Origin of the sequence: Hwanghaeella grinnelliae (assembly GCF_004005845.1) — a bacterium.
GTDB classification, from domain to species: Bacteria; Pseudomonadota; Alphaproteobacteria; order UBA8366; family Aestuariispiraceae; genus Hwanghaeella; species Hwanghaeella grinnelliae.
Map to the genome: position 1 here is coordinate 398,544 of NZ_SADE01000003.1, position 22,828 is coordinate 421,371.

Sequence of the window (22,828 nt, forward strand, 5' to 3'; positions counted from 1 at the left end):
TCCTGCAGTTGATGTTTTTTCGACAGTTGACCGCGTTTTAGGGCATCCCCTTAAACGCGGCAAGACAGGGGCGGCGTTTCGACCTAATCCTCGCCGTCCTCTTCACCGAAATCGGCGTCATCGAAGTCTTCTTCGTCCTGCCCCGGTTCGACAATGCCGGCGCCGCGCCGTTCCGCCCGCGGGGTGCGGCCGAACATGTCACGGTAACATTTGGAAAAGTGCGATGCGCTGGTGAACCCACTGGCGAATGCAACCTCGGTCACCGGCATGGTCGTCTGTGTCAGAAGCGTACGGGCGCGGTTTAGGCGCAGTTTCAGGTAATAGCGCGCCGGGCTGGTGTTCAGATAACGCCGGAACAGGCGTTCCAACTGACGCCGGGACAGGCCGACACGATCGGCGATTTCGTCCCGCGACAGCGCCTCCTCCGTATTTTTCTCCATTTCGGAGATCGCCTTGATCAACTTCGGGTGAGAAATCCGAAGGCGCGCCTGCAGCGGCAGGCGTTGATCGTCGTCGCCTTCGCGAATCCGCTCATGCATGAACTGCTCGGAAACGCTGGCCGCCAATTCCGGGCCGGCGACGCGCGTGATCTCGCGCATCATCATGTCCAAGCTGGCGACACCGCCGGCACAGGTAAACCGGTCGCGATCCACTTCGAACAATTCGGCGCGGACGTCGAGATCCGGGAATTCTTCAGCGAAACTGTCCAGGCTGTGCCAATGGATTGTGCAGCGATAGCCGCCCAACAACCCGGCCCGCGCCAAGACATGCGCGCCGGTACAGATCGCACCGACATGGCCGCCTTCGCGCGCCCAGCGGCGCAGCCAGGCAAAGGTCGGGGCATCGTGGTAAAGATGCGCGTCCATGCCGCTGCAAACCATGACATTGGCGGGACGCGTGATGTCGTGCATCGCCGTATCCGCAGTCACGGAAAGACCGTTGGAGGCGACGACCGGCTGCCCGTCGCGGCTGATCGTATACCATTCGAACAGGGTTTCGCCCGACAGCCAATTGGCGAGCCGCATGGGTTCGACGACGCAGGTAAATGCAATCATCGAAAAATTAGGCACCAAAAAAAGACCGATCCGTGCCGGGCCTTTCGAATCCTGGCGCTTGAACATCATCGCGTCGTTCGACTGCATATGAGCCAACTCCACCCCGCCGGTTTACCCTGTTCTTACCCGGCGGATACCGCAATCGGGTTGCATTAATTGATCCATTTCCAAGGCTATAGCGGGGTTGTCAAGCATATTGCCATCAACGCAAATGCGATGTCGCCGCACCGCGCATTCCTGTCGCCATGAAGGAAGGGAGAAACACCCGCTTGCATACATGGTGCGCGCTGCGACGGTTCATCCGCTTGCGCGACGGCATGCGTGCCGCCACCATTCGGTTCCGGCCTGGTCGGTCGGCCCTACTCACCACCATCGCGTCGGGAGCGCGTCGATGTCGAAATACTCCATATTCAGTTTGATCAGGAATGCCGGTTCCTATCACGAGAACTGGCAGCGCGCTTGGCGCAGCCCCGATCCCCAACCGGAATATGAGGTCGTCATTATCGGCGGCGGCGGACATGGTTTGGCGACCGCCTATTATCTGGCCAAGGAATGCGGCATCCGCCGCGTGGCCGTCATCGAAAAAGGGTGGCTCGGCGGCGGCAATACCGGCCGGAACACGACCATCGTGCGGTCCAACTATCTGTTGGACGAATCAGCCGGGATCTACGAGCATTCCGTGAAGCTTTGGGAAGGGTTGAGCCAGGAGCTCAACTTCAACGTCATGTTTTCCCAGCGCGGGCTGCTGCACCTTGCCCATAACGTCCACGACATGCAGGAAATCGGTCGGCGCGGCAACGCGATCTGGCTGAACGGGATCGACAGCGAATTCCTGACCCCTGAACAGGTCAAGGAAATGGTGCCGCTGATGAATATCAACGGCCGCTATCCGGTCCTCGGCGCACTGCTGCAGCGACGCGGCGGCACGGCCCGCCACGACGCCGTCGCCTGGGGTTATGCCCGCGCGGCGGATGCGCTTGGCGTGGATATCATCCAGAATTGCGAAGTAACCGGTTTCGACATCAAGAACGGTGTCGTCCAGGGCGTGCGTACGACCCGCGGGGACATCAAGGCAAAGCGGGTCGGCGTGGTGACCGCCGGGCACTCCACCGTCATGGCGGATATGGCCGGCTTCCGCATGCCGCTGGAAAGCCTGCCGCTTCAGGCGATGGTTTCGGAACCGATCAAGCCCTGCATCGACACGGTCATCATGTCGAACGCGGTGCATGTCTATGTCAGCCAGTCCGACAAGGGCGAACTGGTCGTCGGCGCCGGAACGGACGCTTATATCTCCTACGCACAGCGCGGCGGTTTCGACATGATGGAACATATCATGGGGCCGCTGGTGGAACTGTTCCCCTTCACCTCTCGGCTGCGGATGCTGCGGCAATGGGGCGGGATCGTCGATGTCACCGTCGACCGGTCCCCGATTCTGTCGAAGACGCCCGTCGAAGGACTGTACTTCAACTGCGGCTGGGGGACAGGCGGGTTCAAATGCACGCCCGGGTCCGGCCATGTTTTCGCCCATTCCATCGCGAATGGGGAAATGCACCCTATCGCGGCGCCGTTTTCCATCGACCGGTTCAACACCGGCGCCCTCATCGACGAAGCGGCCGCCGCCGCCGTCGCCCACTGATCAGGTAAGGAAAGAGAGCATGTTGCAGATCACCTGTCCTTGGTGCGGCGAACGCGAAGGCATCGAATTTCATTGTCACGGCGAAGCGCATATCGCCCGGCCCGAGAACTCAGCCGAGATGAGCGACGCGGAATGGGGCGATTACGTCTTCTTCCGCAAGAATCCGAAAGGCGTTCACTACGAGCGCTGGACGCATGACGCCGGTTGTCGACGATGGTTCAACGCCATCCGCCACACGGTCTCGGACGAATTCATCGCCGTCTACAAGCCGGGCGAAGCGATACCCGAACTGCCTGAAAAATACCGCGACCCAGCCTCGAATCGGACCGGCGCACCCCAAAGCAAAGAGACCAAGTGACGATGGCGCAGAAAAACAGATTGCCGGACGGCGGCCGCATCGACCGAACGAAGCCGGTTCGCTTCCAGTTCAACGGCAAACGCTATGATGGGTTCTCGGGCGACACCTTGGCCGCAGCCTTGCTGGCGAACGGTGTTTCGCTGGTCGGGCGCAGCTTCAAATATCACCGGCCGCGCGGCATCATGACCGCCGGTTCCGAAGAGCCGAACGCATTGGTCCAACTGGGCACAGGCGCGCGGACGGAACCGAATATCCGCGCTACCCAAGCCGAACTATTCGACGGGCTTTCCGCCGACAGCCAGAACTGCTGGCCATCCGTCGGTTTCGACATCGGCGCGATCAATTCGGTGATGTCGAAATATCTGCCGGCCGGTTTCTACTACAAGACCTTCATGTGGCCGGCCTCGCTTTGGATGACCTATGAGCATGTCATTCGGAATGCCGCCGGTCTGGGTAAGGGGCCGACGGAATCCGATCCGGATCGGTATGCCCAGCACCACACAGCCTGCGACGTGCTGATCGTCGGCGGGGGCCCGTCCGGCCTGGCCGCCGCGCTGGCAGCCGGCCGCAGCGGCGCCCGAACCATCCTGGTCGACGAACAGAGTGAATTCGGCGGCTGGCTGTTGACCGACGACACGGAAATCGACGGCATGGCGCCGACCGACTGGGTCGCCAACACGGTCAAGGAATTGGCCGGACTGGACAACGTCACCCTGCTGCCGCGCACGACGGTTTCCGCCTATTTCGACCACAATTTCCTGACCGCCGCCCAACGCGTCACGGACCATCTGGGCCCGCAGGAAAACACGAAGACGCCGCGTCAGCGGTTCTGGAAGATCCGCGCCAAGCAGGTTGTGCTGGCCCAGGGGTCGCTGGAACGGCCGATCGTCTTCGCGGATAACGACCGTCCCGGCGTAATGCTGGCCGGGGCGCTGCGCACCTATATCAACCGTTACGGCGTGCTGCCGGGGCGTGAGATCGTAGTCTTCACGAACAATGACAGCGCCTATCGGACAGCGATCGACGCGAAGAACGCCGGTGCCGTGGTCCACCTTGTCGATTTGCGTCCGGACCCGGACAACCCGGTGGTCCATCAGGCACGCCAGGCCGGCATCCAGATTCACGAAGGATCGGCGGTTGTCGGCATCAAGGGCGCGAAAAGCATTCACGGCGTTGAAATCGCCCCGCTTTCCGAGGACGGCAAGTCCCTTGCCGGTCCTACCTTCGTCGTGTCCGCCTCCCTCGTCGCGATGTCGAGCGGCTGGAACCCATCGGTCCATCTGTTCAGCCAGTCGCGCGGGAAGCTACGCTTCGACGACGCGCTGACCACGTTCGTTCCCGACCATACACCACAAAAGACGCGGTCCGCAGGCGCCTGCAACGGCACCTTCACGCTGGCGGGTTGTCTGGCGGAAGGCATGGAAGCCGGGGCCGCCGCGGCGAAGGACGCGGGCTTCGATAGCGCGATTGCAGGGCCGTCCCATGTGGTGAAGGAAGATGCGCCGGGTTCGATGCGCCAAGTCTGGACAGTCCCGACCGTCCACCCGCTGGGCAAGGGCACGCGCAAGCATTTCCTGGATCATCAGAACGATGTCACTGCTGCCGACGTACATTTGGCTGCGCGGGAAGGATATCTCTCAGTCGAGCACCTGAAACGCTACACCACGACCGGCATGGGTACCGACCAGGGCAAGACCTCCAACGTCAACGCACTGGCGATCATGTCGGAAATCCGGTCCGCCTCCATCCCCGAGGTCGGCACAACGACTTTTCGTCCGCCCTATACGCCAACGACCTATGGCGCGATGGCGGGCCAAGGCGTGCAGGAACTGTTCGAACAGTATCGCGGCACGGCCATGCATGATTGGCACGTGAACAACGGCGCGGTGTTCGAGGATGTCGGCGACTGGAAACGCGCGCGATATTACCCCAAACCCGGCGAAGATATGGATGAAGCGGTCCGCCGGGAGTGCAAACAGGCGCGCGAAACGGTCGGCATCATGGACGCTTCCACATTGGGGAAGATCGACATCCAGGGCCCGGACGCGGCTAAGCTGTTGAATATGGTCTACACCAACGCCTGGAGCGCGCTGAAGCCGGGACGCGCCCGCTATGGCTTGATGCTGAACGAACACGGCATGGTTTTCGATGACGGGGTGACCACCTGCATCGGCGAAAACCATTATCACATGACGACCACCACCGGCGGTGCGGCCCGCGTGCTGAACTGGCTGGAAGAATGGCTGCAAACCGAATGGCCTGATATGGAGGTCTATTGCACCTCGGTCACCGAGGAATGGGCGGTCGCGACCCTGTCGGGCCCCAAGGCGCGTGAGGTAATGGAAGCGGTCGCGCCGAAAATGGCGCTCGATCCGCAAACCTTCCCCTTCATGGCGATGCAAGAAGGCGAAGTCGCGGGCCTGCCGGCACGGGTCTTCCGGATCAGCTTCACGGGCGACCTTTCATACGAAATCAACGTGCCGGCCCGTTATGGCATGGCCCTGTGGGAAGCCCTGATGGAAGCAGGCCGCCCGCATGGAATCGTGCCCTACGGCACGGAAACCATGCATGTGCTGCGCGCGGAAAAGGGATTCATCATCGTCGGCCAGGACTCGGACGGCACGGTGACACCCTATGACCTGGACATGGACTGGATCGTTTCCAAGAAGAAGGACGACTTCTTGGGTAAACGGTCCCTGACGCGCACAGATACAGCGCGTCCCGGCCGCAAGCAGTTGGTCGGCCTTCTGACGGAGGACCCGAATTTCGTCCTGCCGGAAGGTGCCCATCTGGTCAAAGAGGTGAAGCCGAAGCCGCCGATGGACACGATCGGCCATGTGACATCGAGCTATTTCAGTCCGAATGCGGGACGGTCGATCGCCTTGGCGCTGGTCAAGGACGGGCTGAACCTGAAAGGCAGTTCCTTCCAAGTGCCCCTGATGTCGGGTCATGTGGAAACGGTGACGATCACCGATACGATATTCTTCGATAAGGAAGGGGAGCGGGCCCGTGGCTAACATCACCGCATTGGCGCGTTCGCCGCTGCATGGGCGCATGCCGTTCCAGGGGTCCCAGACGCAGATCGCCGAACGGCCCTTCATTGGAAAATTGACCCTGCGGGGCAATGCCGAAGATACCGGTTTCGCGGCCGGTGTCGGTTCGATCCTTGGCGTCTCGCTTCCGACCGAACCCAATACGGTGACCGAAACGGGGGTTTGCCAGATATCCTGGGTCGGCCCGGACGAATGGCTGATTTATACCGCGGACGGGGCCCAAAAGCCGTTGCAGGAACGGCTTAAAACGGCCTTGGAAGGTATTCATTCCGCCGTCGTCGATGTCAGCGATTATTACACGATCATCCGGATCAGCGGCACGCGCGCCCGCGACGTGCTGGCCAAGGGATGCCCACTGGACCTGCATCCACGGGTCTTCAGACCCGGCCGATGCGCTGGAAGCCTGTTCCTGAAGGCGGCGATTCGCATCATTCAGATCGATGACACGCCGATCTATGACCTTCAGGTCCGTTGGACCTTCGCGGAATATCTGTTCCAGCACCTCGTCCGTGGCGCGGAGGAATGGAATTAAGCTGAACGGCCCTGGAAAGCGGGTAATTCGGCTTTTATTCCGCGGGCAGCGGCTTCGGCGTGTTGTAACAGGCCGACAATTCCGAGATGTAGTCCTTCATACCCAGAAGGATGAAGCTGTAATAGTGGTTCTGCTTCCGCGTGTCGCGAATGCGGACCAAGGCGACCTTGCCGTTCAGAAAGTCGTGCACCACGGTCAGATAGATGTTCCGGTCCCAGTCCAGATAGTCTGGATTGATCGCGTTCGACCCGGGGGAAAAAGGCGGTGGTTGCGGTCCGAACCGCTCCTCATAGTCGTCGGGATACCGGACGAAGAATGACCCGGTCTTTCCGCTTCCTTTGGCCAAAAACCAGTGGACCTGTTCGTCGCCGTCATCGACCAGATAGGTGACCCTGAACGGTTCAGTCGCCTTGCCGATGACCTCTTTATGCGCGATCAGAATCTGCGGCGCGGCCTTGTCGGAATCGCATAGAAAAAACAGGCGGGCCTTGCCGTCATCGGAGGTCAGCGCGATGCCCTTTAGTTGACTGCCGTCTTCCTTGTCCTTGCCGCCGACCTTGGACCAGCCTGCCGAGGCATCCGCTGCAAAGCCGGCCAGCAATAGAAACAAACCCAAGACGGTGAGAATTCTCATCGGCCTTCGTTCCATCGTTTCGAGTGTTCCCCCCGGAAATCGACAATCAATCTCCGTAAAGCAATGCCGGCCTGTGTTCAATTCCAACCCGTTCGGGTCCCTGGCCTGCCGACATATGCAAGAACCCCGATTGACGCACCGTTCACGGCGTTTATGGTGCCGCCCCACGCCGAGCCCGCACACGGCCGCGGCATCGAAAACCATCGCCCAAAAGGGCAGATGAACGTCAGACCGGAGAACAGACATGACGCACACCCCCCGCTTCCGAACCGTTACCCGTCGCCTGATGGCTTCCGTATGTCTCGGCCTGGGGCTGGTCATGTCCGCGGATGGCGGCACGGCGCAGACGCTCGACCCGGAAAACACCCTCTACATGGACCTTGAATATGGCCGCGTGGTGATCGAATTGCGGCCCGATTTGGCGCCGAACCACGTCGCGCGGATCAAGGAACTGACCCGTGAAGGCTTTTACGATGGCGTCGTCTTCCACCGCGTCATCGAAGGCTTCATGGCGCAGACCGGCGATCCGACCGGCACCGGCGCCGGTGGGTCCGGTCAGAAACTGGACGCGGAGTTCAGCCTGGAACCGCATGTCCGCGGCACGGTTTCCATGGCACGCGCACAAAGCCCGAACAGCGCCGACAGCCAGTTCTTCATTGTCTTCAAGGAATCCGAATGGCTGAACGGCCAGTATACGGTCTGGGGCAATGTCGTCGAAGGCATGGAATATATCGACCAGATCAAAAAGGGCCCGCTGCCGTCGGGCATGGTCGACGAGCCCGACACGCTTATCCGCATGCAGGTTGCCGCCGACGCCAAGGAATAACGGAGCACCGCCAGCCCGTTAACGGGCCGGTTGATCCGCTGATCCAATCTAAAAGGCGCATCCCTGGAAACGGGGATGCGCCTTTTCTATTCCGGCCGGCCCAGGGCAATGCCTGAACGGTCGGCGACACCGGGGCGTGGCAGACCGGGGCGTGGCGTGACCTGGCCCTAGTGCAAGGCGTGAGCAGGGCCGCGCGGGCGCCGCTTAAATATCAGTATATTTTTATATTAGCTCATGGTTTTATTTCATGCACCGTCCGGTTTATCCGGAATTTCGGTTTTGCCCAACAGGTTGCAGGTAGGTCAAATCACTCGCCCGCGCCGTTTAGAAACGAGGGAAAGATGCTGCTACGCCACAAGATAACCCTGCTCGTTGCATCGATCAGTTTGGTTATGATCGTCCTTTCGGTGTTCGAAGCCTATTCCAGCTATCGCCAACTGGAACAACAGGAAGCGTCGCGGAGGGTGAACCTGATCGCCGACCATCTGTTAACCGCGGCAGGGTCCTGGGCTGTCGAACGCGGCACCACGGCCGGCGTCCTAGGCGGCGGCGGCAACCCGACGGCTGCGCAGTTGGAAACGATCCGGACCCGACGCGAAAGCGCGGATACCGCAATGGATGCGGCCCTCAACGGGCTTGAGAGCTGGGATGGGGCGGGAAAACTCGCCGAAAGCATCCATCAATTGGAGGACGCGCACGAAACCCTCAAACAATTGCGGATACGGGTCGACAAGATGTTCGCGGCGCAGTCGGTCGAGAGCGACCCCACCCTGAGGGCCGACTGGTTCCCGGGAATAACGGGTGTGATCATGTCATCGGCCGCCTTGTGGGACCGCGCTGAGATCGGCTTGTTGGGCGGGCTTCCCGCGTCGACGATCCTGGCGGTTGAGATGCGACAGAAAACCTGGCAATGGGCCGAATTTGCCGGCCGCGAACGAGGTCGCATGGCCGGCATCATCTCTTCGGGGAACTGGATGACTGCGGAACAGGTGTCGGCCATCCGCGACCTTGCGCGGACAATGGACGCCGCAATCGTCGAATTGCAGACCCTGTCCATGGAAATGCCGCCAGAGGTCGTCCAACGGGTCGAGGACGCCCAGAAACTCTACGTCACCGAGATCGAACCCCTGCGGGAGAAGGTGATAAAGGCCGGTTTGTCGGGCCAACCCTATCCGGTCTCCGGACAAGAATGGTTCGACACCGCGACCAAAAGCATTTCGGGCGTCCTGGCCGCAAGCAAAGCCTTGCGCGACTACATCACAGGCCAAATTGATAGTGAGATCGAGGATTCATGGACCCGGACAGGCATTGCGCTTGCGGTGGTGATCTTCTCCTTCTTGATTCTGGGTGCCTCCTGGTGGATGGCGAAATACCGCATTTCCCGACCGGTCGAGGAAATGGTCGATGTCATGAAAGAACTCGCGGGCGGCAATCTGGACGTCTTCGTACCCGAAGCCCTGAACAATGACGAAATCGGCCAAATGGCGAAGTCGGTCTATCACTTCAAACAGGAAATGCGCGCCAACGAGCGATACCGCAATGAGCAAGAGGCGTTCCGCAACAAGGTTATGGAAGAACAGACCGCATTGTTATTGCGGGTCGCGGACGGGTTCGAGGCCGCAGTCGTCAGCGTTGCGAACCAGCTCGTCTCCGGCACGTCGGAACTAGCGCAAAACGCAAGCCGCGTGCGAACGACCGCGGAAGATTCCGCCAATCGCGGGGCGACGGTGCGGGACCAGGCCGCCCACGCGGCCAGCGAAACGCTGATCGTGACTTCCGCCGCGCAGGAATTGGACGCAGCCATTCAGGAAGTATCCCGACAGGTCAGTTCCGCCGCGTCCCTGACCCAGGAAGCCAATACCTTGGCGGCGACGGCGGCCGAGCGGGTCCAACAATTGAACGAACGGTCCGCGGCGATCCGGGATGTCGTTTCCCTGATCGCGGACATCGCCGAACAGACCAACCTTCTGGCGCTGAACGCAACGATCGAGGCTGCCCGCGCGGGCGAGCACGGCAAAGGTTTCGCCGTTGTCGCGAACGAGGTGAAAACCCTGGCCAGCCAAACGCAGAAGGCGACCGACGAGATCACCACGCAAATCACCACCATGCTTACCGAAATCGGCACGACCACCGATGCCGTCAGCGCCATTGCCGAAAAATCGACGCTGGTCCAGGAAACCGTCCAGGCGATTGCCGCATCGACAGAGGAGCAAAGCGCGACCACGCGGGAGATCGCCTCCTCCATGCAAACGACTTCCTCAACCGTCGAGCAAGTGCGCAGCGAGACCGAGACGATGGCGAAACTGGCGGCGGAAACCGGCACAGCCGTCAACCAGGTGGCCAGTTCGGCCACTGAGCTATCAGCCTCCGGGGAGACATTGAAGCAGGAATCCTCGAAGTTCCTGCACCGGATCAGGACCCAGGAGGAGGATGAACCGCGGGCGGCCTAAGAACGACTGGAAATTCCGCCGTCCGGGTGCTATATTGGTGGTGTCGTGGGAGAAGCCTGCGAACGCAAGGGTGCGCGCAGCGCCCGGAAAAGAGACAGAAGGTCTTTTGGTATGAGCCTGGAAGGCGTGGCCCTCGCATCGACTATTTTGCAAGGTCGCCAGCAAATCTCCATAGCCGCCGTAAAGCAGACTGCGAAGGCCCAGCAGGCGATCGTGAATATGATCGCCCAGACCGCGGGTACGCAAGCGCCGAACGCGTCCGGCCGCGGTAGCACGGTGAACGTGCTCGCCTAACGGATTTCCGTTTCGGCTGAAGCTGCATCACGCATAATGCTTTCTGCGTGTTCAGGGGCGGAGTATTCTCCCCCCATTATCACCCACCCCAATCACCTACCCCATCGGGTCCACAGAGCGCTGTGCGGCCATGGTTTTTGGCAGCCCATGGGCCTGAAAGCCGCCATGCGATCTGCCAACGAATAGCCGGCGGACATGAAAAAAGGGCGGATCATTGCCGCCCCTTCTCATCACTTCAGCGCCGCCCGCAGGTTAGCCCCGCGGGGCGGCCGAACAGCAGAGTCGCCTATTCCTTCGAGACGACCTGCTCGCGGGCGACGGCCGTCAATTTCAACAATTCCGTCTCAATCAGGTGTTTGGAGATGTCGATGCCTTTTTCGGTGAAGTCGGCCAGCACCTTGCGGACGACATCGTCATGCCCGACTTCCTCGAAATCCGCTTTAACGACTTCCTGCGCATAGGCATCCGCCTCGTCATCCGACAGGCCCAGCTTGCCTGCGGCCCAGAGCCCGAGGAGCTTGTTGCGGCGCGCGTTGATCTTGAAGTCAGTTTCCTGATCGTGGCTGAACTTCGATTCGAAAGCCTTTTCACGGTCGTTGAAACTGTTGCTCATAACCTTCTCCCATCCTCAAGATCGTGCCGGTCCGCCTGTGTTCGGCCGGTCAATGGTCCGTTGACCCGTTAGATAATCCCTGAAGGCTGTTAGCGCAATGCGAAGTCGGCCCCCAGATCGGTTCTATAGTGCCTTTTCCGCCGATTTCAGGGCGGAGAGAGGCTCGTAAATGCGTGTTCCCGCCCCCAACGCTGCCTCCCCCGCTGCGTTCTCCTGTACGTCCAGCCAAAAAAACGGTTCGGATTCCGTTGAAAGTAGCCACAGGCCATGTGACAGCCGGGGTCAGTTGGTATATGAAGCGCCGATTGGTGCCGCCTGCCCAGGCGCGCTTACCCTATTCCATGCCAATGAGGACCCGATGGCCAGAGGCAGAAAGCTTTATGAAGGCAAGGCGAAGGTTTTGTTCGCCGGCCCCGAACCCGGAACAATCATCCAATACTTCAAGGACGACGCGACCGCCTTCAATAATGTGAAGAAGGGGACGATCACGGGTAAGGGTGTCCTGAACAACCGGATTTCCGAATATCTGATGACGAAACTGATGGAGATTGGGATTCCGACCCATTTCCTGAAACGCATCAACATGCGCGAACAGCTGATCCGCGAGGTTGAGATCATTCCGGTCGAGATCATCGTCCGGAACATCGCCGCCGGATCGATGTCCAAGCGTCTTGGTATTCCGGAAGGAACGCAGCTGCCGCGCTCGATCGTGGAGTATTGCTACAAGTCCGATGAGTTGGGCGACCCGCTGATCGCCGAAGAGCACATCACCGCTTTCGGCTGGGCCAGCCCGCAGGATTTGGACGACATCCTGGCCATGTCGCTTCGCGTCAACGATTTCCTAAGCGGCCTGTTCGCGGGAATCGGTATCAAATTGGTCGACTTCAAGCTGGAATACGGGCGGATCTTCGACGAGAACGGGGAAATGCGGATCGTTCTTGCTGATGAGATCAGCCCCGACAACTGCCGTCTTTGGGACACCACGACCAACGAAAAGATGGACAAGGACCGCTTCCGCCGGGACCTGGGCAATGTCGCCGAGGCCTATCAGGAAGTGGCGCGCCGGCTGGGCATCTTGCCCGAGGGCGGCCTTCAGGATCTTCAGGGGTCCGACACCCTGCAGTAATCGCTGGGACAGGCCCGTGATGAACGGGCCCGGACCGCGGATTAGGAACCATCGGCCAGAAACCACACGGAGACGGGCGCAGGATGAAAGCCACGGTAACCATCACCTTGAAAAGCGGTGTCCTGGACCCGCAAGGTAAAGCGATCGAACACGCGCTGGGGGCCCTCGGCTTCCAGGGCGTCAACGACGTCCGGCAGGGCAAGGTCATCGAAATCGACCTGGACGCCGCAGACCCGACCACGGCGGAAGCCTTGGTCAAGGATATGTGCGGCAAGCTGCTGGCGAATCCGGTAATCGAAGACTACAGCATCGAAATTTCCGCCTGACCGGACGACGCCCGGCCAGCTTTCGAAAACTGTTTTCCACTAGTGAGTGAGGACGAGGCCCATGCGCGCCGCCGTTATCGTCTTTCCCGGCACCAACCGCGAAAAGGACATTGCCGAGGCGCTTGAACGCGCCAGCGGTAAAAAGGCCCAATTCGTTTGGCATGGCGATTCCGATTTGCCGGATGTCGACTTGATCGTCGTACCCGGCGGGTTTTCCTATGGTGACTATCTGCGCTGCGGCGCCATGGCGGGCAATTCGCCGGTGATGCGCGCGGTAAAGCAGAAGGCGGATGCGGGCGTCCGGGTCCTGGGCGTCTGTAACGGCTTCCAGATCCTGACCGAGACCGGATTGCTACCCGGCGTCTTGATGCGGAACGCGCAACTCAAGTTCATTTGCAAAAAGGCGACGCTGACGGTGCAGAACAGCGACAGCGACTTTTCCAGCGCATATTCCGAGGGCCAAAGGGTCGTCTTCCCCGTCGCCCATAATGAAGGCAACTATTTTGCGGACGACGCGACGCTGGACCGCCTGGAAGGGGAAGACAGGGTCGTCTTCCGCTATGCGGATGCCGACGGCACGGTCAACAAGGCCGGCAATATCAACGGATCGCAACGGAACATCGCCGGAATCCTGAACGAGAAGCGCAACGTGCTTGGCATGATGCCGCATCCGGAAAACGCGACGGACCCTGCCCAGGGCGGGACGGACGGCCTTGGCCTGTTCAAAAGTCTGGCGGAGGTGCTTCAATGAGCGGGGTAAAGATGACGCCGGAACTGGTCGCCGAACACGGCCTGACCGGGGACGAATACAACACCGTGCTGTCGATCATGGGGCGCGAACCGAACATCACGGAATTGGGTATCTTTTCCGTCATGTGGTCGGAACATTGTTCCTATAAATCCTCCCGCTTCTGGTTGAAGACCCTGCCGACCACCGGCCCGCAGGTCATTCAGGGGCCCGGCGAGAATGCCGGCGTGGTTGATATCGGGGAAGGCCAGGCGGCGGTCTTCAAGATCGAAAGCCACAACCACCCGAGCTATATCGAGCCCTATCAGGGCGCCGCGACGGGCGTTGGCGGCATTCTGCGCGACGTCTTCACCATGGGCGCGCGGCCGATCGCCAACCTGAACGCCCTGCGTTTCGGCGACCCCGGCAACGCGAAGACGCGGCACCTGGTCGACGGCGTGGTCGCCGGTATCGGCGGATACGGCAATTGCATCGGCGTTCCGACCGTCGCGGGTGAGGTCAACTTCCATCCCGCCTATAACGGCAATTGCCTGGTCAATGCCATGACGGTCGGCCTGGCCGACAGTGACAACATTTTCTATTCGAAGGCCTCCGGCATCGGAAACCCTGTCGTCTATGTCGGGTCCAAGACCGGCCGGGACGGCATCCATGGCGCGACCATGGCGTCGGCCGAATTTTCCGACCAGACGGAAGAAAAACGCCCGACCGTTCAAGTCGGCGATCCCTTCACGGAAAAACTGCTGCTGGAAGCCTGCTTGGAGCTGATGTCCACCGACGCGATCGTGTCGATCCAGGATATGGGCGCGGCCGGCCTGACCTCCTCCTCCGTCGAGATGGCGGATAAGGGTGGTGTGGGCATCCGTCTGGACCTGGACAAGGTGCCGATGCGCGAAGAGGGCATGACGCCTTATGAATTGATGTTGTCCGAATCCCAGGAACGGATGCTGATGGTGCTGAAGCCCGGCCGCGAGGACGAGGCACGCGCGATCTTCGAGAAATGGGAACTGGATTTCGCCGTGATCGGCGAAGTGACCACAAGCGGCAACCTGGAACTGTTCTGGTACGGCGAGACTGTTGGCGACATTCCGGTGAAGCCGCTGGTCGAGGCCAGCCCGATGTATGAGCGGCCATGGGAACCGACCCCCGCCCAAGCGGAAATCGACCCTGACTCGCTGCCCGATGCGGGCAAGATGACGAATTGCCTGAAAGATATCCTGTCCTCGCCCGACATGTGCTCACGCCGATGGATCTGGGAACAGTACGACCATCTGATCCGCGGCGAGACGCTTCAGATCCCAGGCGGCGATGCCGCGGTCGTGCGCATCCCGGAAACCAGCAAGGCCCTGGCGACCACGGTCGACTGTACGCCGCGCTATTGCCTGGCGGACCCGGAACAGGGCGGCCGTCAGGCGGTCGCGGAATGTTGGCGAAACATGGTGGCGACCGGCGCGAAGCCGCTGGCACTGACCAACAACATGAATTTCGGCAACCCGGAACGCCCGAAAATCATGGGCCAGTTCGTCGGTGCGATCAAAGGCATGGCCGCGGCGGCCAAAACACTCGATTTCCCGGTCGTTAGCGGCAACGTCTCGCTCTACAACGAGACGGAAGGCAAGGCGATCCTACCGACCCCGGTGATCGGCGGCGTGGGCCTGCTGAAGGACCACACCAAAATGGCGACGCTGGCCTTCAAGGCCGAAGATGAAACCATTCTGCTATTGGGCGAGTCCAAGGGATGGGTCGGCCAATCCATCTTCCTGCGTGAAATCCACGGTCGGGAAGAAGGGGCACCACCGCCTGTGGACCTGGAGGCCGAGGCCCGCAATGGCGCACTCGTCTTGGATTTGATCGACAAAGGCCTTGTCACCGCCTGTCACGACCTGTCGGATGGCGGCCTTGCCGTCGGTCTGGCGGAAATGGCGATGGCCGGCAATATCGGCGCCACTGTGGCCGAGCAGAGCGATGAAACACCGGCACATGCATTTTTCTTCGGTGAGGATCAGGCCCGTTATGTGGTAACCTCGACACAAGCCGATGCGGTGATACATCTTGCCGAACAAGCCGGCGTTCCGGTTCAGGTTATCGGGCGAACCGGTGGCGAAGCGTTGACGCTGACGCCGGAGGATACCATATCCCTGGAACTCCTGCGCCATGCGCACGAGGACTGGCTTCCCGCCTATATGTCGGGCGAGGAAGCGGCGGAGCAATAACAAAGGCAGCAAGCGAAAGGGTTCCCGCACCATGCCGATGAATGCAAACGACATCGAGCGTTTCATCAAGGAAGCACTTCCCGACGCGGAAGTGCAGATCAACGATTTGCGGGGTGACGGCGACCATTACGCGGCATTTGTCCGGTCTTCCGCCTTCAAGGGCAAGAACCGCGTCCAGCAGCACCAAATGGTCTATAATGCGCTACAGGGCCGCATGGGCAACGAACTTCACGCGCTGGCACTGCAGACCGCTGTGCCCGAAGACGCCTGATAACAGCTAGCCAGACTTGAAATAAATCGAGAGATTTTCGCCGCGGTTTTCCAACAAGCCTGCGGCGCACAAAACGAAAGGAATTCCGCGATGAGTGAAAATCCGGCTTTGGAAGCCATCGAAAGCGAAGTCAAAAGCAACGATGTTGTCCTGTTCATGAAGGGCACACCCGTCTTCCCACAATGTGGCTTTTCGGCCGCGGTCGTTCAGGTCCTGAACCATATCGGCGTCAAATTCAAAGGCGTGAACGTTCTGGAAGACGACGGTATCCGCCAGGGCATCAAGGAATATTCCAACTGGCCGACCATCCCGCAGCTCTACGTGAAGGGCGAATTCCTGGGCGGCTGCGACATCATCCGTGAAATGTTCGAAACGGGTGAGTTGATGGAAGAGCTTTCGACCAAGGGGGTCGACGTCCAGATCCAGGCCTAATCGGTCTGCCTTGCGTTTCCTGGCGCCGCGCCGATCCAAACGGGTTGGCGCGGCGCTTTCGTTTCCCAGGACGGCCCCGTTTCGCTGAAAGTCGCATTGCCGGCCGGCGCGGCCGCATTGCCTTCCTCAATGGGGGGGCGACATGCGCGCAAGGAACGATCATTCCAAGGACGGCATTTGAGAGACTTCGCCTTGAAACTTCCTTCTATGGCGCGGATGATCCGGGCGCTTACGGGGCAACCCAATGGCATGAACCAGCGGACAATATCGGGCGGCACCAGCGAAAGCCCGGCTAGGCGGGAGGCAGATTGATGACGGGCCAAGGACGGAACGACATCCTGGAGGAGGCGAACGTCTGGATAACCCTGTCGGACGAAACGCAATTGGCGGCCCGCATCTGGCGCCCGGCGGATTCGGACGGAAACCCGGTCCCGGCAATCCTGGAATACCTGCCTTACCGCAAACGCGACGGCACAGCCGTTCGCGACGAAAAGAATCACCCCTACTTCGCCCGGCATGGCTATGCCTGTATTCGCGTCGACATGCGCGGCAGCGGCGAGTCCGACGGGTTGATGTATGACGAATACGACAAACAGGAACAGGACGACGCGCTGGAAGTGATCGACTGGATCACGGCGCAGCCCTGGTGTAGCGGCGCGGTCGGTATGATCGGCATATCGTGGGGTGGCTTTAACGGCTTGCAGGTCGCTTACCGCCAACCGGAAGCCTTGAAGGCGGTGGTTTCCATCGCTTCGTCCACGGACCGCTATGCCGACGATATTCACTACAAGGGCGGTTGCATCCTGGTCGAGAATTTCGGCTGGTCGCAGCAGATGCTGTCTTACATGTCCCGCCCGCCCGACCCCGACCTTGTCGGTGACAGATGGCGGGAGCTATGGCTGCGCCGGCTGGAAAACATGCCCCATTTCGCCGAAACCTGGATGGGACACCAGCAGCGTGACGACTACTGGAAGCACGGCTCGATCTGCGAGGACTGGAGCGCGGTGAAGGCGCCCGTGCTGATCGTCGGCGGACTGGCCGACGGCTACATCAATGCGGTCATGAACATTCTCGAGAACCTGGAAGCGCCACGGAAAGGAATTTTGGGCCCCTGGGTCCACCTCTATCCGAATTTCGGCGTCCCCGGCCCGCAAATCGGTTTCCTGCAGGAAGCACTGCGCTGGTGGGACCGGTGGCTGAAAGGCATCGATACCGGCGTAGAGAACGACCCCGACTTGCGCGTCTTCCGGCGCGAGGGGCTGACGCCTTCCGCCATGCTATCGATGGCCAAGGGCGATTGGGTCTCCGAACCTGTCTGGCCATCCCCTAATATAGGCACGCATGAACTTTTCCTTGCCGGTCGGCGCCTGGTGCCGGAAGGAACCGCGGACCGCCGGGAATTGGAAATCGATATTCAGTCACCGCAGGATGTCGGCGCCTTCGGCGGCGAGTATTTCGCCTGGATCGGCCCGGACCAGCCTGACGACCAACGCAGCGACGATGCGAAATCCGTCGTCTGGGACACGGTGCCGTTGGACGACACGGTCGATATTCTGGGCCGCCCGGTCGTCAAGCTGCGCCTGAAGGCCGACGCGCCGCAGGCCTCCCTCGCCCTGCGCCTGTGCGACGTCACGCCCGACGGGCCCGTCATGCGCGTGTCCTACACGGTCTTCAACCTGTCCCAGCGGAATGGCGCGGATGCTCCCGAAGCCATGCCCGTCGGCGAATGGGTGGAGGTCGATATTCCGTTGGACAATACCTGTCATCGGTTCCAGCCGGGCCACCGGATCAGATTGTCCGTCTCGACCGCCTATTGGCCCCTGATCTGGCCGTCCCCCACCCCCGTCACGGTGACGGTCGATAACGGCCGGTCCTCCCTGGCCCTGCCAACGCGGCAGGAAGCCGGCCAACCGCCGGTAGACTTCGCCGAGGCCGAAATGGCGGAACCGGTAACGCGGGTGGAACACCGCGCCTCCAGCCTGCAGCGGAACGTCACATACGACCTGAAGGCCGGCACCACGCATATGGAGATCGAATACGACAATGGCGATGTCGAAGACTGTACCCACGGCCTGCGCACAAGTTCCGTTCACCGGGAACGCTATGACATTTCGCCCGCCGATCCCTTGTCGGCGCGGATGGATGTGCATTGGACACAAACCTCCGCCCGCGACTATTGGGACACACGAACGGAAACGGGCGGCGTCTGCGAGGCAACGGCGGAAAGTTTCGAACTATCCGCTTTCGTCGTCGCCTATGAGGGCGACGAGGTCATGTTCGAACGGCGCTGGCATCGCAGTCTTCCCCGGAAGCTCATATAACGCTCGGATGACCCCGGTACGATAGTAATGGCCGCGCAGAGACCTTTGCCTGTGCCGCGCCTTTCTGTTTGAATACCGCAATTACGTCCTAAGGATACAATCGATGCATCCCGCTGATTCCTGTTGGCGGCGAACGACTATCAAGACGTAACTGGGGTCATAGAGCGAAATCCGCTCACCATATTTGGGAGAACATAAGTGACTGATCCACGTAAAAAAACTGAACTGGAAAGCTTGTTTCGAAACGGCAAGATCGGCCGCCGCGCCTTTATGCAAGGCGTCTCGGCGCTGGGCCTTTCGACTGCTTTCGCAAGCTCCGTCATTTCCGACGTTCAGGCCGCGACACCTAAATCGGGCGGCAGCGCGCGTCTTGGCCTCGGCCACGGCGGCACGACCGACTCGCTCGACCCGGCGACCTTTGAAGACGGTTTCATGCTGATGATGGGTTATGCCCTTCGGAACCACCTGACGGAAATCGACGAAAACGGCAAGCTGGTTGGCGAATTGGCTGAAAGCTGGGAAGCCTCCGACGACGCCACTGAATGGTCCTTCAATCTGCGTAAAGGCGTTGAATTTCACAACGGCAAGACGATGGATTCGGAAGACATCATTGCGTCTATCAACCATCACCGTGGCGAAGCCTCCAAATCGGCGGCGAAGCCGATCGTGGCCCCGATCCAGGATATCAAAGCCGACGGCAAGGATCGCGTCATTTTTACCCTGGAAGGCGGCAATGCCGACTTCCCGCTGCTGATGAGCGACTACCACCTGGCCATCATGCCGGCCAAGGACGGCAAAGCCGACTGGCAATCAGGCGTAGGAACCGGCGGTTACACGCTTGAGAATTTCGAGCCGGGCGTGCGGTCTTCCGGCAAGAAGTTCGGCAACTATTGGAAGGAAGGCAAAGCGCATTTCGATGAAGTCACGATCCTGTCGATCAAGGACTTGAACGCGAAACAAAGTGCGCTTGCCACAGGCGACATCCACATGATGGACCGTCCCGACCTGAAGACAGCCGGCCTGCTGAAGCGGAACCCGCAGATGGAGCTGGAACAAACCACAGGTACGCGCCATTACACCTTCCCGATGCGCACGGACACGAAGCCGTTCGACGACAACAATGTCCGCATGGCCCTGAAGCACGGCGTCGACCGTGAGCTTCTGGTGAAAACCATCCTGAAGGGCTACGGCTCGGTCGGGAACGACCATCCGATCGCCCCGTCGAACCCATATTACGACAAAAGCCTTGAGCAGCGCAGTTACGATCCGGACAAGGCGAAATATTACCTTAAGCAGGCCGGGTTGACCTCGCTTTCCGTCGATCTGAGCGCGGCGGACTCGGCGTTTTCCGGCGCTGTCGACGCCGCGGTTCTGTACAAGGAGCAAGCGTCCAAGGCCGGCATCGACATCAATGTCGTGCGTGAGCCAAATGACGGCTACTGGTCAAACGTCTGGATGAAAAAGGCCTGGTGCGCCTGTTATTGGGGCGGCCGGCCGACCGAAGACTGGATGTTCAGCACGGCCTATGCGGCGGGTGCGGAATGGAACGACACCTTCTGGAAGAACGACCGTTTCAACAAGCTGCTGCTTGAAGGCCGTTCCGAGCTCGACACCAAGAAACGTGCCGAGATCTACGCCGAAATGCAGCGCATTGTCCGGGACGAAGGCGGCGTGGTCATTCCGATGTTCGCCTCCTATGTCTGGGTTCGCGACAAGAAGGTGGCCCACGGCGCGAACATTGCGTCGAACTGGGACATGGACGGCGGTAAGCCACTGGAGCGTTGGTGGTTCGCCTAATATTCACGCCAATCACTTGAATCTGAAGAGGTCCCGGAGACATCCGGGACCTTTTTCTTTCAAGCCCAAAAACCGCCACAGGCGCGGAAACCATGCGTTCCGGCCTGTACATCTGCGCGGCATCGTCGCAAACGCAGCAAAAAGTGGCCGTATTGCACTTCCTTTTACGGGTCTTATCCTGTTTCATGTTTGTTAAGGAAAAGCAGTCGGTTGAATACAAGCTGCAAAGAATGTCCGTTGGCTGGCGAATACCAGGGACGGGTCGAACAGGAACTGAGGTTGAGAACGAGGGGGATTTGCCGGTGCACGGGCTTACGTTCGTGGCATTGCGGCTAAGAAAACCATGCATGCGATCTTAACTATGATAATTCAGCGTCTCGGCTTGGGGCTGATTACGCTGATTGCCGTTTCATTCATCATGTCTGTTGCAATCGAGTTTCTGCCGGGCGACTTGGCCCAGGAAGTACTAGGGCAGTCCGCAACCCCCGAAACCGTCGCGGCATTTCGCGCGGAATTGGGATTGGACCGGGCTTTCCACACCAGATACTTCGAATGGCTCGGCAATGTTTTGACTGGAGACCTGGGCACATCCCTGGCCAACCAACGTGAAATTTCGGAGCTTCTCGGCACCCGGCTTTACAACACGTTGTTCCTGGCTTCGATCGCCGCGGCGATTTCCGTCCCAATCGCCATAACACTGGGTGTCCTGGCCGCGCTTTACCGCAACAGCCTGTACGACCGCTTGGTCAATATCTTCACCCTGTCGACCATCTCGACCCCGGAATTCTTCGTCGCCTATATCCTGATCCTGTGGTTCTCCGTGACGGTGCGGATTTTCCCCAGTATCTCCGATATCGGGCCTGACCTGGGCTTCTGGGAGCACGTGTACCGATCGATGCTGCCGGCCTTGACGCTGACACTGGTCGTGATCGCACACATGATGCGCATGACACGGGCGGCCATCATCAACCTGCTGGCAAGCCCCTATATCGAGATGGCCACCCTCAAAGGTGTACCGCGCCGGGACGTGATCATTCGCCACGCCTTGCCGAACGCCTTGGCGCCGATCATCAACGTCGTGGTGCTGAACCTTGCTTATCTCATCGTGGGCGTCGTGGTCGTCGAAGTCGTCTTCGTCTATCCGGGGCTGGGGCAATTGCTCGTCGACAGTGTCTCGAAACGGGACATGCCTGTCGTCCAAGCCTGCTGCCTCGTCTTCGCCATCACCTACATATTGCTCAATCTGACGGCGGACATTTTGTCCATTCTGAGCAATCCGCGGCTGCTGCATCCGCGATAATCCGGTGGGGGAAAGACTATGAACGAATTCATCAAGCTGCTCAAAAAGGCCCCGCCGACCGCAATCTTCGGCATGGTGGTCATTACCATTTATGTCATTGTCGCGATCTTCGCGCCGTTCGTCGCACCATTCAGCGAAACGGAAATTGTCGGCGATCAGTTCGAACTCTGGGGCGATCCATATATCCTGGGGACCGACAATCTGGGCCGCGATATGTTGAGCCGCCTTATCTTCGGTGCCCGAAACACGGTCGGGATCGCACTGATCACGACGGCCTTTGCCTTCCTGGTCGGCTGCTTCTTTGGTTTGCTGGCGGCAACGCTCGGCGGTTGGGTCGATCAGCTGCTGGGCCGCATCGTCGACGTGATGATGGCCATTCCGACACTGGTTTTCGCCCTTCTGCTCCTGACCATCTTCGGCACCTCGGTGACCACTCTGGTTCTTGTAATCGGTATCCTCTATTCCACCTCGGTCTTCCGGTTGGCGCGTGCGGTGTCGATGAACGTCGTGGTCCTGGATTTCGTCGAGGTCGCGAAACTGCGCGGCGAAGGTTTGCTCTATATCATCCGGCACGAAATTCTGCCGAACATCCTGCCGCCGCTTGTGGCGGAATTCGGCCTGCGTTTCTGCTTCGTCTTCCTGTTCATCAGCGCCCTGAGCTTCCTGGGCCTGGGTCTGCAGCCGCCGACGGCGGACTGGGGAAGCATGGTGCGTGAAAACGCGACCCTCATCACCTTTGGGGATATCACGCCCCTGGTCCCAGCGGCCGCAATTGCCCTGTTGACCGTGGCGGTGAACTTCGTCGTCGACTGGTTCCTGCACCTCACCAGCGGATTGAAGGACTAA

The 22,828-nt window shown here is 60.0% G+C and carries 20 protein-coding genes; 17 read left to right on the forward strand and 3 right to left on the reverse strand.

Translation table 11 applies throughout. From position 1 onward, the window contains the following. Window positions 1–83: 83 nt before the first annotated feature. Window positions 84–1,142: a GlxA family transcriptional regulator gene (locus tag EOI86_RS18845; RefSeq protein ID WP_240035731.1), complete on the reverse strand. Its 1,059-nt coding sequence runs from the start codon at window positions 1,140–1,142 to the stop codon at window positions 84–86. A gap of 304 nt (window positions 1,143–1,446) precedes the next feature. Between EOI86_RS18845 and EOI86_RS18850 the strand changes: the two genes are divergently transcribed. From EOI86_RS18850 to EOI86_RS18865, 4 genes are read left to right on the forward strand one after another with little or no spacing between them, the layout of a single operon-like run. Next, window positions 1,447–2,691: a sarcosine oxidase subunit beta family protein gene (locus EOI86_RS18850; protein WP_127767157.1), complete on the forward strand. Its 1,245-nt coding sequence runs from the start codon at window positions 1,447–1,449 to the stop codon at window positions 2,689–2,691. 19 nt (window positions 2,692–2,710) lie between these two features. Beyond that, the gene (locus tag EOI86_RS18855; protein WP_127767159.1) at window positions 2,711–3,049 is read left to right on the forward strand and encodes a sarcosine oxidase subunit delta; all 339 of its coding nucleotides are present in this window, start codon (window positions 2,711–2,713) and stop codon (window positions 3,047–3,049) included. A 2-nt stretch (window positions 3,050–3,051) separates the two neighbouring features. Then, a complete protein-coding gene (locus EOI86_RS18860) occupies window positions 3,052–6,066 on the forward strand; it encodes a sarcosine oxidase subunit alpha family protein (protein WP_127767161.1) in 3,015 nt (1,004 codons plus the stop codon). After that, the gene (locus EOI86_RS18865) at window positions 6,059–6,634 is read left to right on the forward strand and encodes a sarcosine oxidase subunit gamma (protein ID WP_127767162.1); all 576 of its coding nucleotides are present in this window, start codon (window positions 6,059–6,061) and stop codon (window positions 6,632–6,634) included. Before EOI86_RS18860 ends, EOI86_RS18865 begins: the two co-directional genes overlap by 8 nt. A gap of 34 nt (window positions 6,635–6,668) precedes the next feature. Here EOI86_RS18865 and EOI86_RS18870 read toward each other — a convergent pair whose 3' ends face one another. Next, a complete protein-coding gene (locus tag EOI86_RS18870; protein ID WP_127767164.1) occupies window positions 6,669–7,268 on the reverse strand; it encodes a hypothetical protein in 600 nt (199 codons plus the stop codon). 319 nt (window positions 7,269–7,587) lie between these two features. Between EOI86_RS18870 and EOI86_RS18875 the strand changes: the two genes are divergently transcribed. From EOI86_RS18875 to EOI86_RS18885, 3 genes are all read left to right on the forward strand, one after another. Further along, window positions 7,588–8,094: a peptidylprolyl isomerase gene (locus tag EOI86_RS18875; protein ID WP_240035764.1), complete on the forward strand. Its 507-nt coding sequence runs from the start codon at window positions 7,588–7,590 to the stop codon at window positions 8,092–8,094. Window positions 8,095–8,435: 341 nt separating this feature from the next. Further along, complete coding sequence (locus EOI86_RS18880; RefSeq protein ID WP_127767166.1) at window positions 8,436–10,544, forward strand: methyl-accepting chemotaxis protein; 2,109 nt, start codon at window positions 8,436–8,438, stop codon at window positions 10,542–10,544. A 111-nt stretch (window positions 10,545–10,655) separates the two neighbouring features. After that, window positions 10,656–10,838: a hypothetical protein gene (locus EOI86_RS18885; protein WP_127767168.1), complete on the forward strand. Its 183-nt coding sequence runs from the start codon at window positions 10,656–10,658 to the stop codon at window positions 10,836–10,838. A 286-nt stretch (window positions 10,839–11,124) separates the two neighbouring features. Here the strand turns inward: EOI86_RS18885 and EOI86_RS18890 are convergent, their stop codons facing one another. Continuing rightward, window positions 11,125–11,451 (reverse strand): DUF1476 domain-containing protein, encoded by a 327-nt coding sequence (locus EOI86_RS18890; RefSeq protein WP_127767170.1) that lies wholly within the window; start codon window positions 11,449–11,451, stop codon window positions 11,125–11,127. A 358-nt stretch (window positions 11,452–11,809) separates the two neighbouring features. Between EOI86_RS18890 and purC the strand changes: the two genes are divergently transcribed. The 10 genes from purC (at window position 11,810) to EOI86_RS18940 (ending at window position 22,828) form a co-directional block, all read left to right on the forward strand. After that, window positions 11,810–12,577 carry a phosphoribosylaminoimidazolesuccinocarboxamide synthase gene (gene purC / locus EOI86_RS18895; RefSeq protein ID WP_127767172.1) on the forward strand — a complete coding sequence of 256 codons (768 nt, stop codon included), beginning with the start codon at window positions 11,810–11,812 and terminating at the stop codon, window positions 12,575–12,577. An 83-nt stretch (window positions 12,578–12,660) separates the two neighbouring features. Next, complete coding sequence (gene purS / locus EOI86_RS18900; protein ID WP_127767174.1) at window positions 12,661–12,903, forward strand: phosphoribosylformylglycinamidine synthase subunit PurS; 243 nt, start codon at window positions 12,661–12,663, stop codon at window positions 12,901–12,903. Window positions 12,904–12,964: 61 nt separating this feature from the next. After that, a complete protein-coding gene (gene purQ, locus EOI86_RS18905; protein ID WP_127767176.1) occupies window positions 12,965–13,654 on the forward strand; it encodes a phosphoribosylformylglycinamidine synthase subunit PurQ in 690 nt (229 codons plus the stop codon). Next, a complete protein-coding gene (purL, locus tag EOI86_RS18910; RefSeq protein ID WP_127767178.1) occupies window positions 13,651–15,861 on the forward strand; it encodes a phosphoribosylformylglycinamidine synthase subunit PurL in 2,211 nt (736 codons plus the stop codon). Before purQ ends, purL begins: the two co-directional genes overlap by 4 nt. 31 nt (window positions 15,862–15,892) lie before the next feature. Further along, window positions 15,893–16,132 carry a BolA family protein gene (locus tag EOI86_RS18915; RefSeq protein ID WP_127767180.1) on the forward strand — a complete coding sequence of 80 codons (240 nt, stop codon included), beginning with the start codon at window positions 15,893–15,895 and terminating at the stop codon, window positions 16,130–16,132. A gap of 90 nt (window positions 16,133–16,222) precedes the next feature. Further along, window positions 16,223–16,564, forward strand: coding sequence for a Grx4 family monothiol glutaredoxin (gene grxD, locus EOI86_RS18920; protein WP_127767182.1), 342 nt, complete (start codon window positions 16,223–16,225; stop codon window positions 16,562–16,564). A gap of 311 nt (window positions 16,565–16,875) precedes the next feature. Next, window positions 16,876–18,885: a CocE/NonD family hydrolase gene (locus EOI86_RS18925; RefSeq protein ID WP_127767184.1), complete on the forward strand. Its 2,010-nt coding sequence runs from the start codon at window positions 16,876–16,878 to the stop codon at window positions 18,883–18,885. 198 nt (window positions 18,886–19,083) lie between these two features. Continuing rightward, window positions 19,084–20,682, forward strand: coding sequence for an ABC transporter substrate-binding protein (locus tag EOI86_RS18930; RefSeq protein WP_205032260.1), 1,599 nt, complete (start codon window positions 19,084–19,086; stop codon window positions 20,680–20,682). A gap of 361 nt (window positions 20,683–21,043) precedes the next feature. Continuing rightward, on the forward strand, window positions 21,044–21,982 hold the full coding sequence (locus EOI86_RS18935; protein ID WP_240035732.1) for an ABC transporter permease: 939 nt from the start codon (window positions 21,044–21,046) through the stop codon (window positions 21,980–21,982). Between the two features lie 18 nt (window positions 21,983–22,000). Further along, entirely contained in the window at window positions 22,001–22,828 is an 828-nt protein-coding gene (locus EOI86_RS18940; RefSeq protein WP_127767187.1) for an ABC transporter permease, read from the forward strand.

What these genes read in the sequence shown, in the direction of transcription:
- EOI86_RS18845 (WP_240035731.1), bottom strand. Translation starts at nt 1,142, where the DNA reads ATGCAGTCGAACGACGCGATGATGTTCAAGCGCCAGGATTCGAAAGGC.
- EOI86_RS18850 (WP_127767157.1), top strand. Translation starts at nt 1,447, where the DNA reads ATGTCGAAATACTCCATATTCAGTTTGATCAGGAATGCCGGTTCCTAT.
- EOI86_RS18855 (WP_127767159.1), top strand. Translation starts at nt 2,711, where the DNA reads ATGTTGCAGATCACCTGTCCTTGGTGCGGCGAACGCGAAGGCATCGAA.
- EOI86_RS18860 (WP_127767161.1), top strand. Translation starts at nt 3,052, where the DNA reads ATGGCGCAGAAAAACAGATTGCCGGACGGCGGCCGCATCGACCGAACG.
- EOI86_RS18870 (WP_127767164.1), bottom strand. Translation starts at nt 7,268, where the DNA reads ATGAGAATTCTCACCGTCTTGGGTTTGTTTCTATTGCTGGCCGGCTTT.
- EOI86_RS18875 (WP_240035764.1), top strand. Translation starts at nt 7,588, where the DNA reads ATGTCCGCGGATGGCGGCACGGCGCAGACGCTCGACCCGGAAAACACC.
- EOI86_RS18880 (WP_127767166.1), top strand. Translation starts at nt 8,436, where the DNA reads ATGCTGCTACGCCACAAGATAACCCTGCTCGTTGCATCGATCAGTTTG.
- EOI86_RS18885 (WP_127767168.1), top strand. Translation starts at nt 10,656, where the DNA reads ATGAGCCTGGAAGGCGTGGCCCTCGCATCGACTATTTTGCAAGGTCGC.
- EOI86_RS18890 (WP_127767170.1), bottom strand. Translation starts at nt 11,451, where the DNA reads ATGAGCAACAGTTTCAACGACCGTGAAAAGGCTTTCGAATCGAAGTTC.
- purC (WP_127767172.1), top strand. Translation starts at nt 11,810, where the DNA reads ATGGCCAGAGGCAGAAAGCTTTATGAAGGCAAGGCGAAGGTTTTGTTC.
- purS (WP_127767174.1), top strand. Translation starts at nt 12,661, where the DNA reads ATGAAAGCCACGGTAACCATCACCTTGAAAAGCGGTGTCCTGGACCCG.
- purQ (WP_127767176.1), top strand. Translation starts at nt 12,965, where the DNA reads ATGCGCGCCGCCGTTATCGTCTTTCCCGGCACCAACCGCGAAAAGGAC.
- purL (WP_127767178.1), top strand. Translation starts at nt 13,651, where the DNA reads ATGAGCGGGGTAAAGATGACGCCGGAACTGGTCGCCGAACACGGCCTG.
- EOI86_RS18915 (WP_127767180.1), top strand. Translation starts at nt 15,893, where the DNA reads ATGCCGATGAATGCAAACGACATCGAGCGTTTCATCAAGGAAGCACTT.
- grxD (WP_127767182.1), top strand. Translation starts at nt 16,223, where the DNA reads ATGAGTGAAAATCCGGCTTTGGAAGCCATCGAAAGCGAAGTCAAAAGC.
- EOI86_RS18925 (WP_127767184.1), top strand. Translation starts at nt 16,876, where the DNA reads ATGACGGGCCAAGGACGGAACGACATCCTGGAGGAGGCGAACGTCTGG.
- EOI86_RS18935 (WP_240035732.1), top strand. Translation starts at nt 21,044, where the DNA reads ATGATAATTCAGCGTCTCGGCTTGGGGCTGATTACGCTGATTGCCGTT.
- EOI86_RS18940 (WP_127767187.1), top strand. Translation starts at nt 22,001, where the DNA reads ATGAACGAATTCATCAAGCTGCTCAAAAAGGCCCCGCCGACCGCAATC.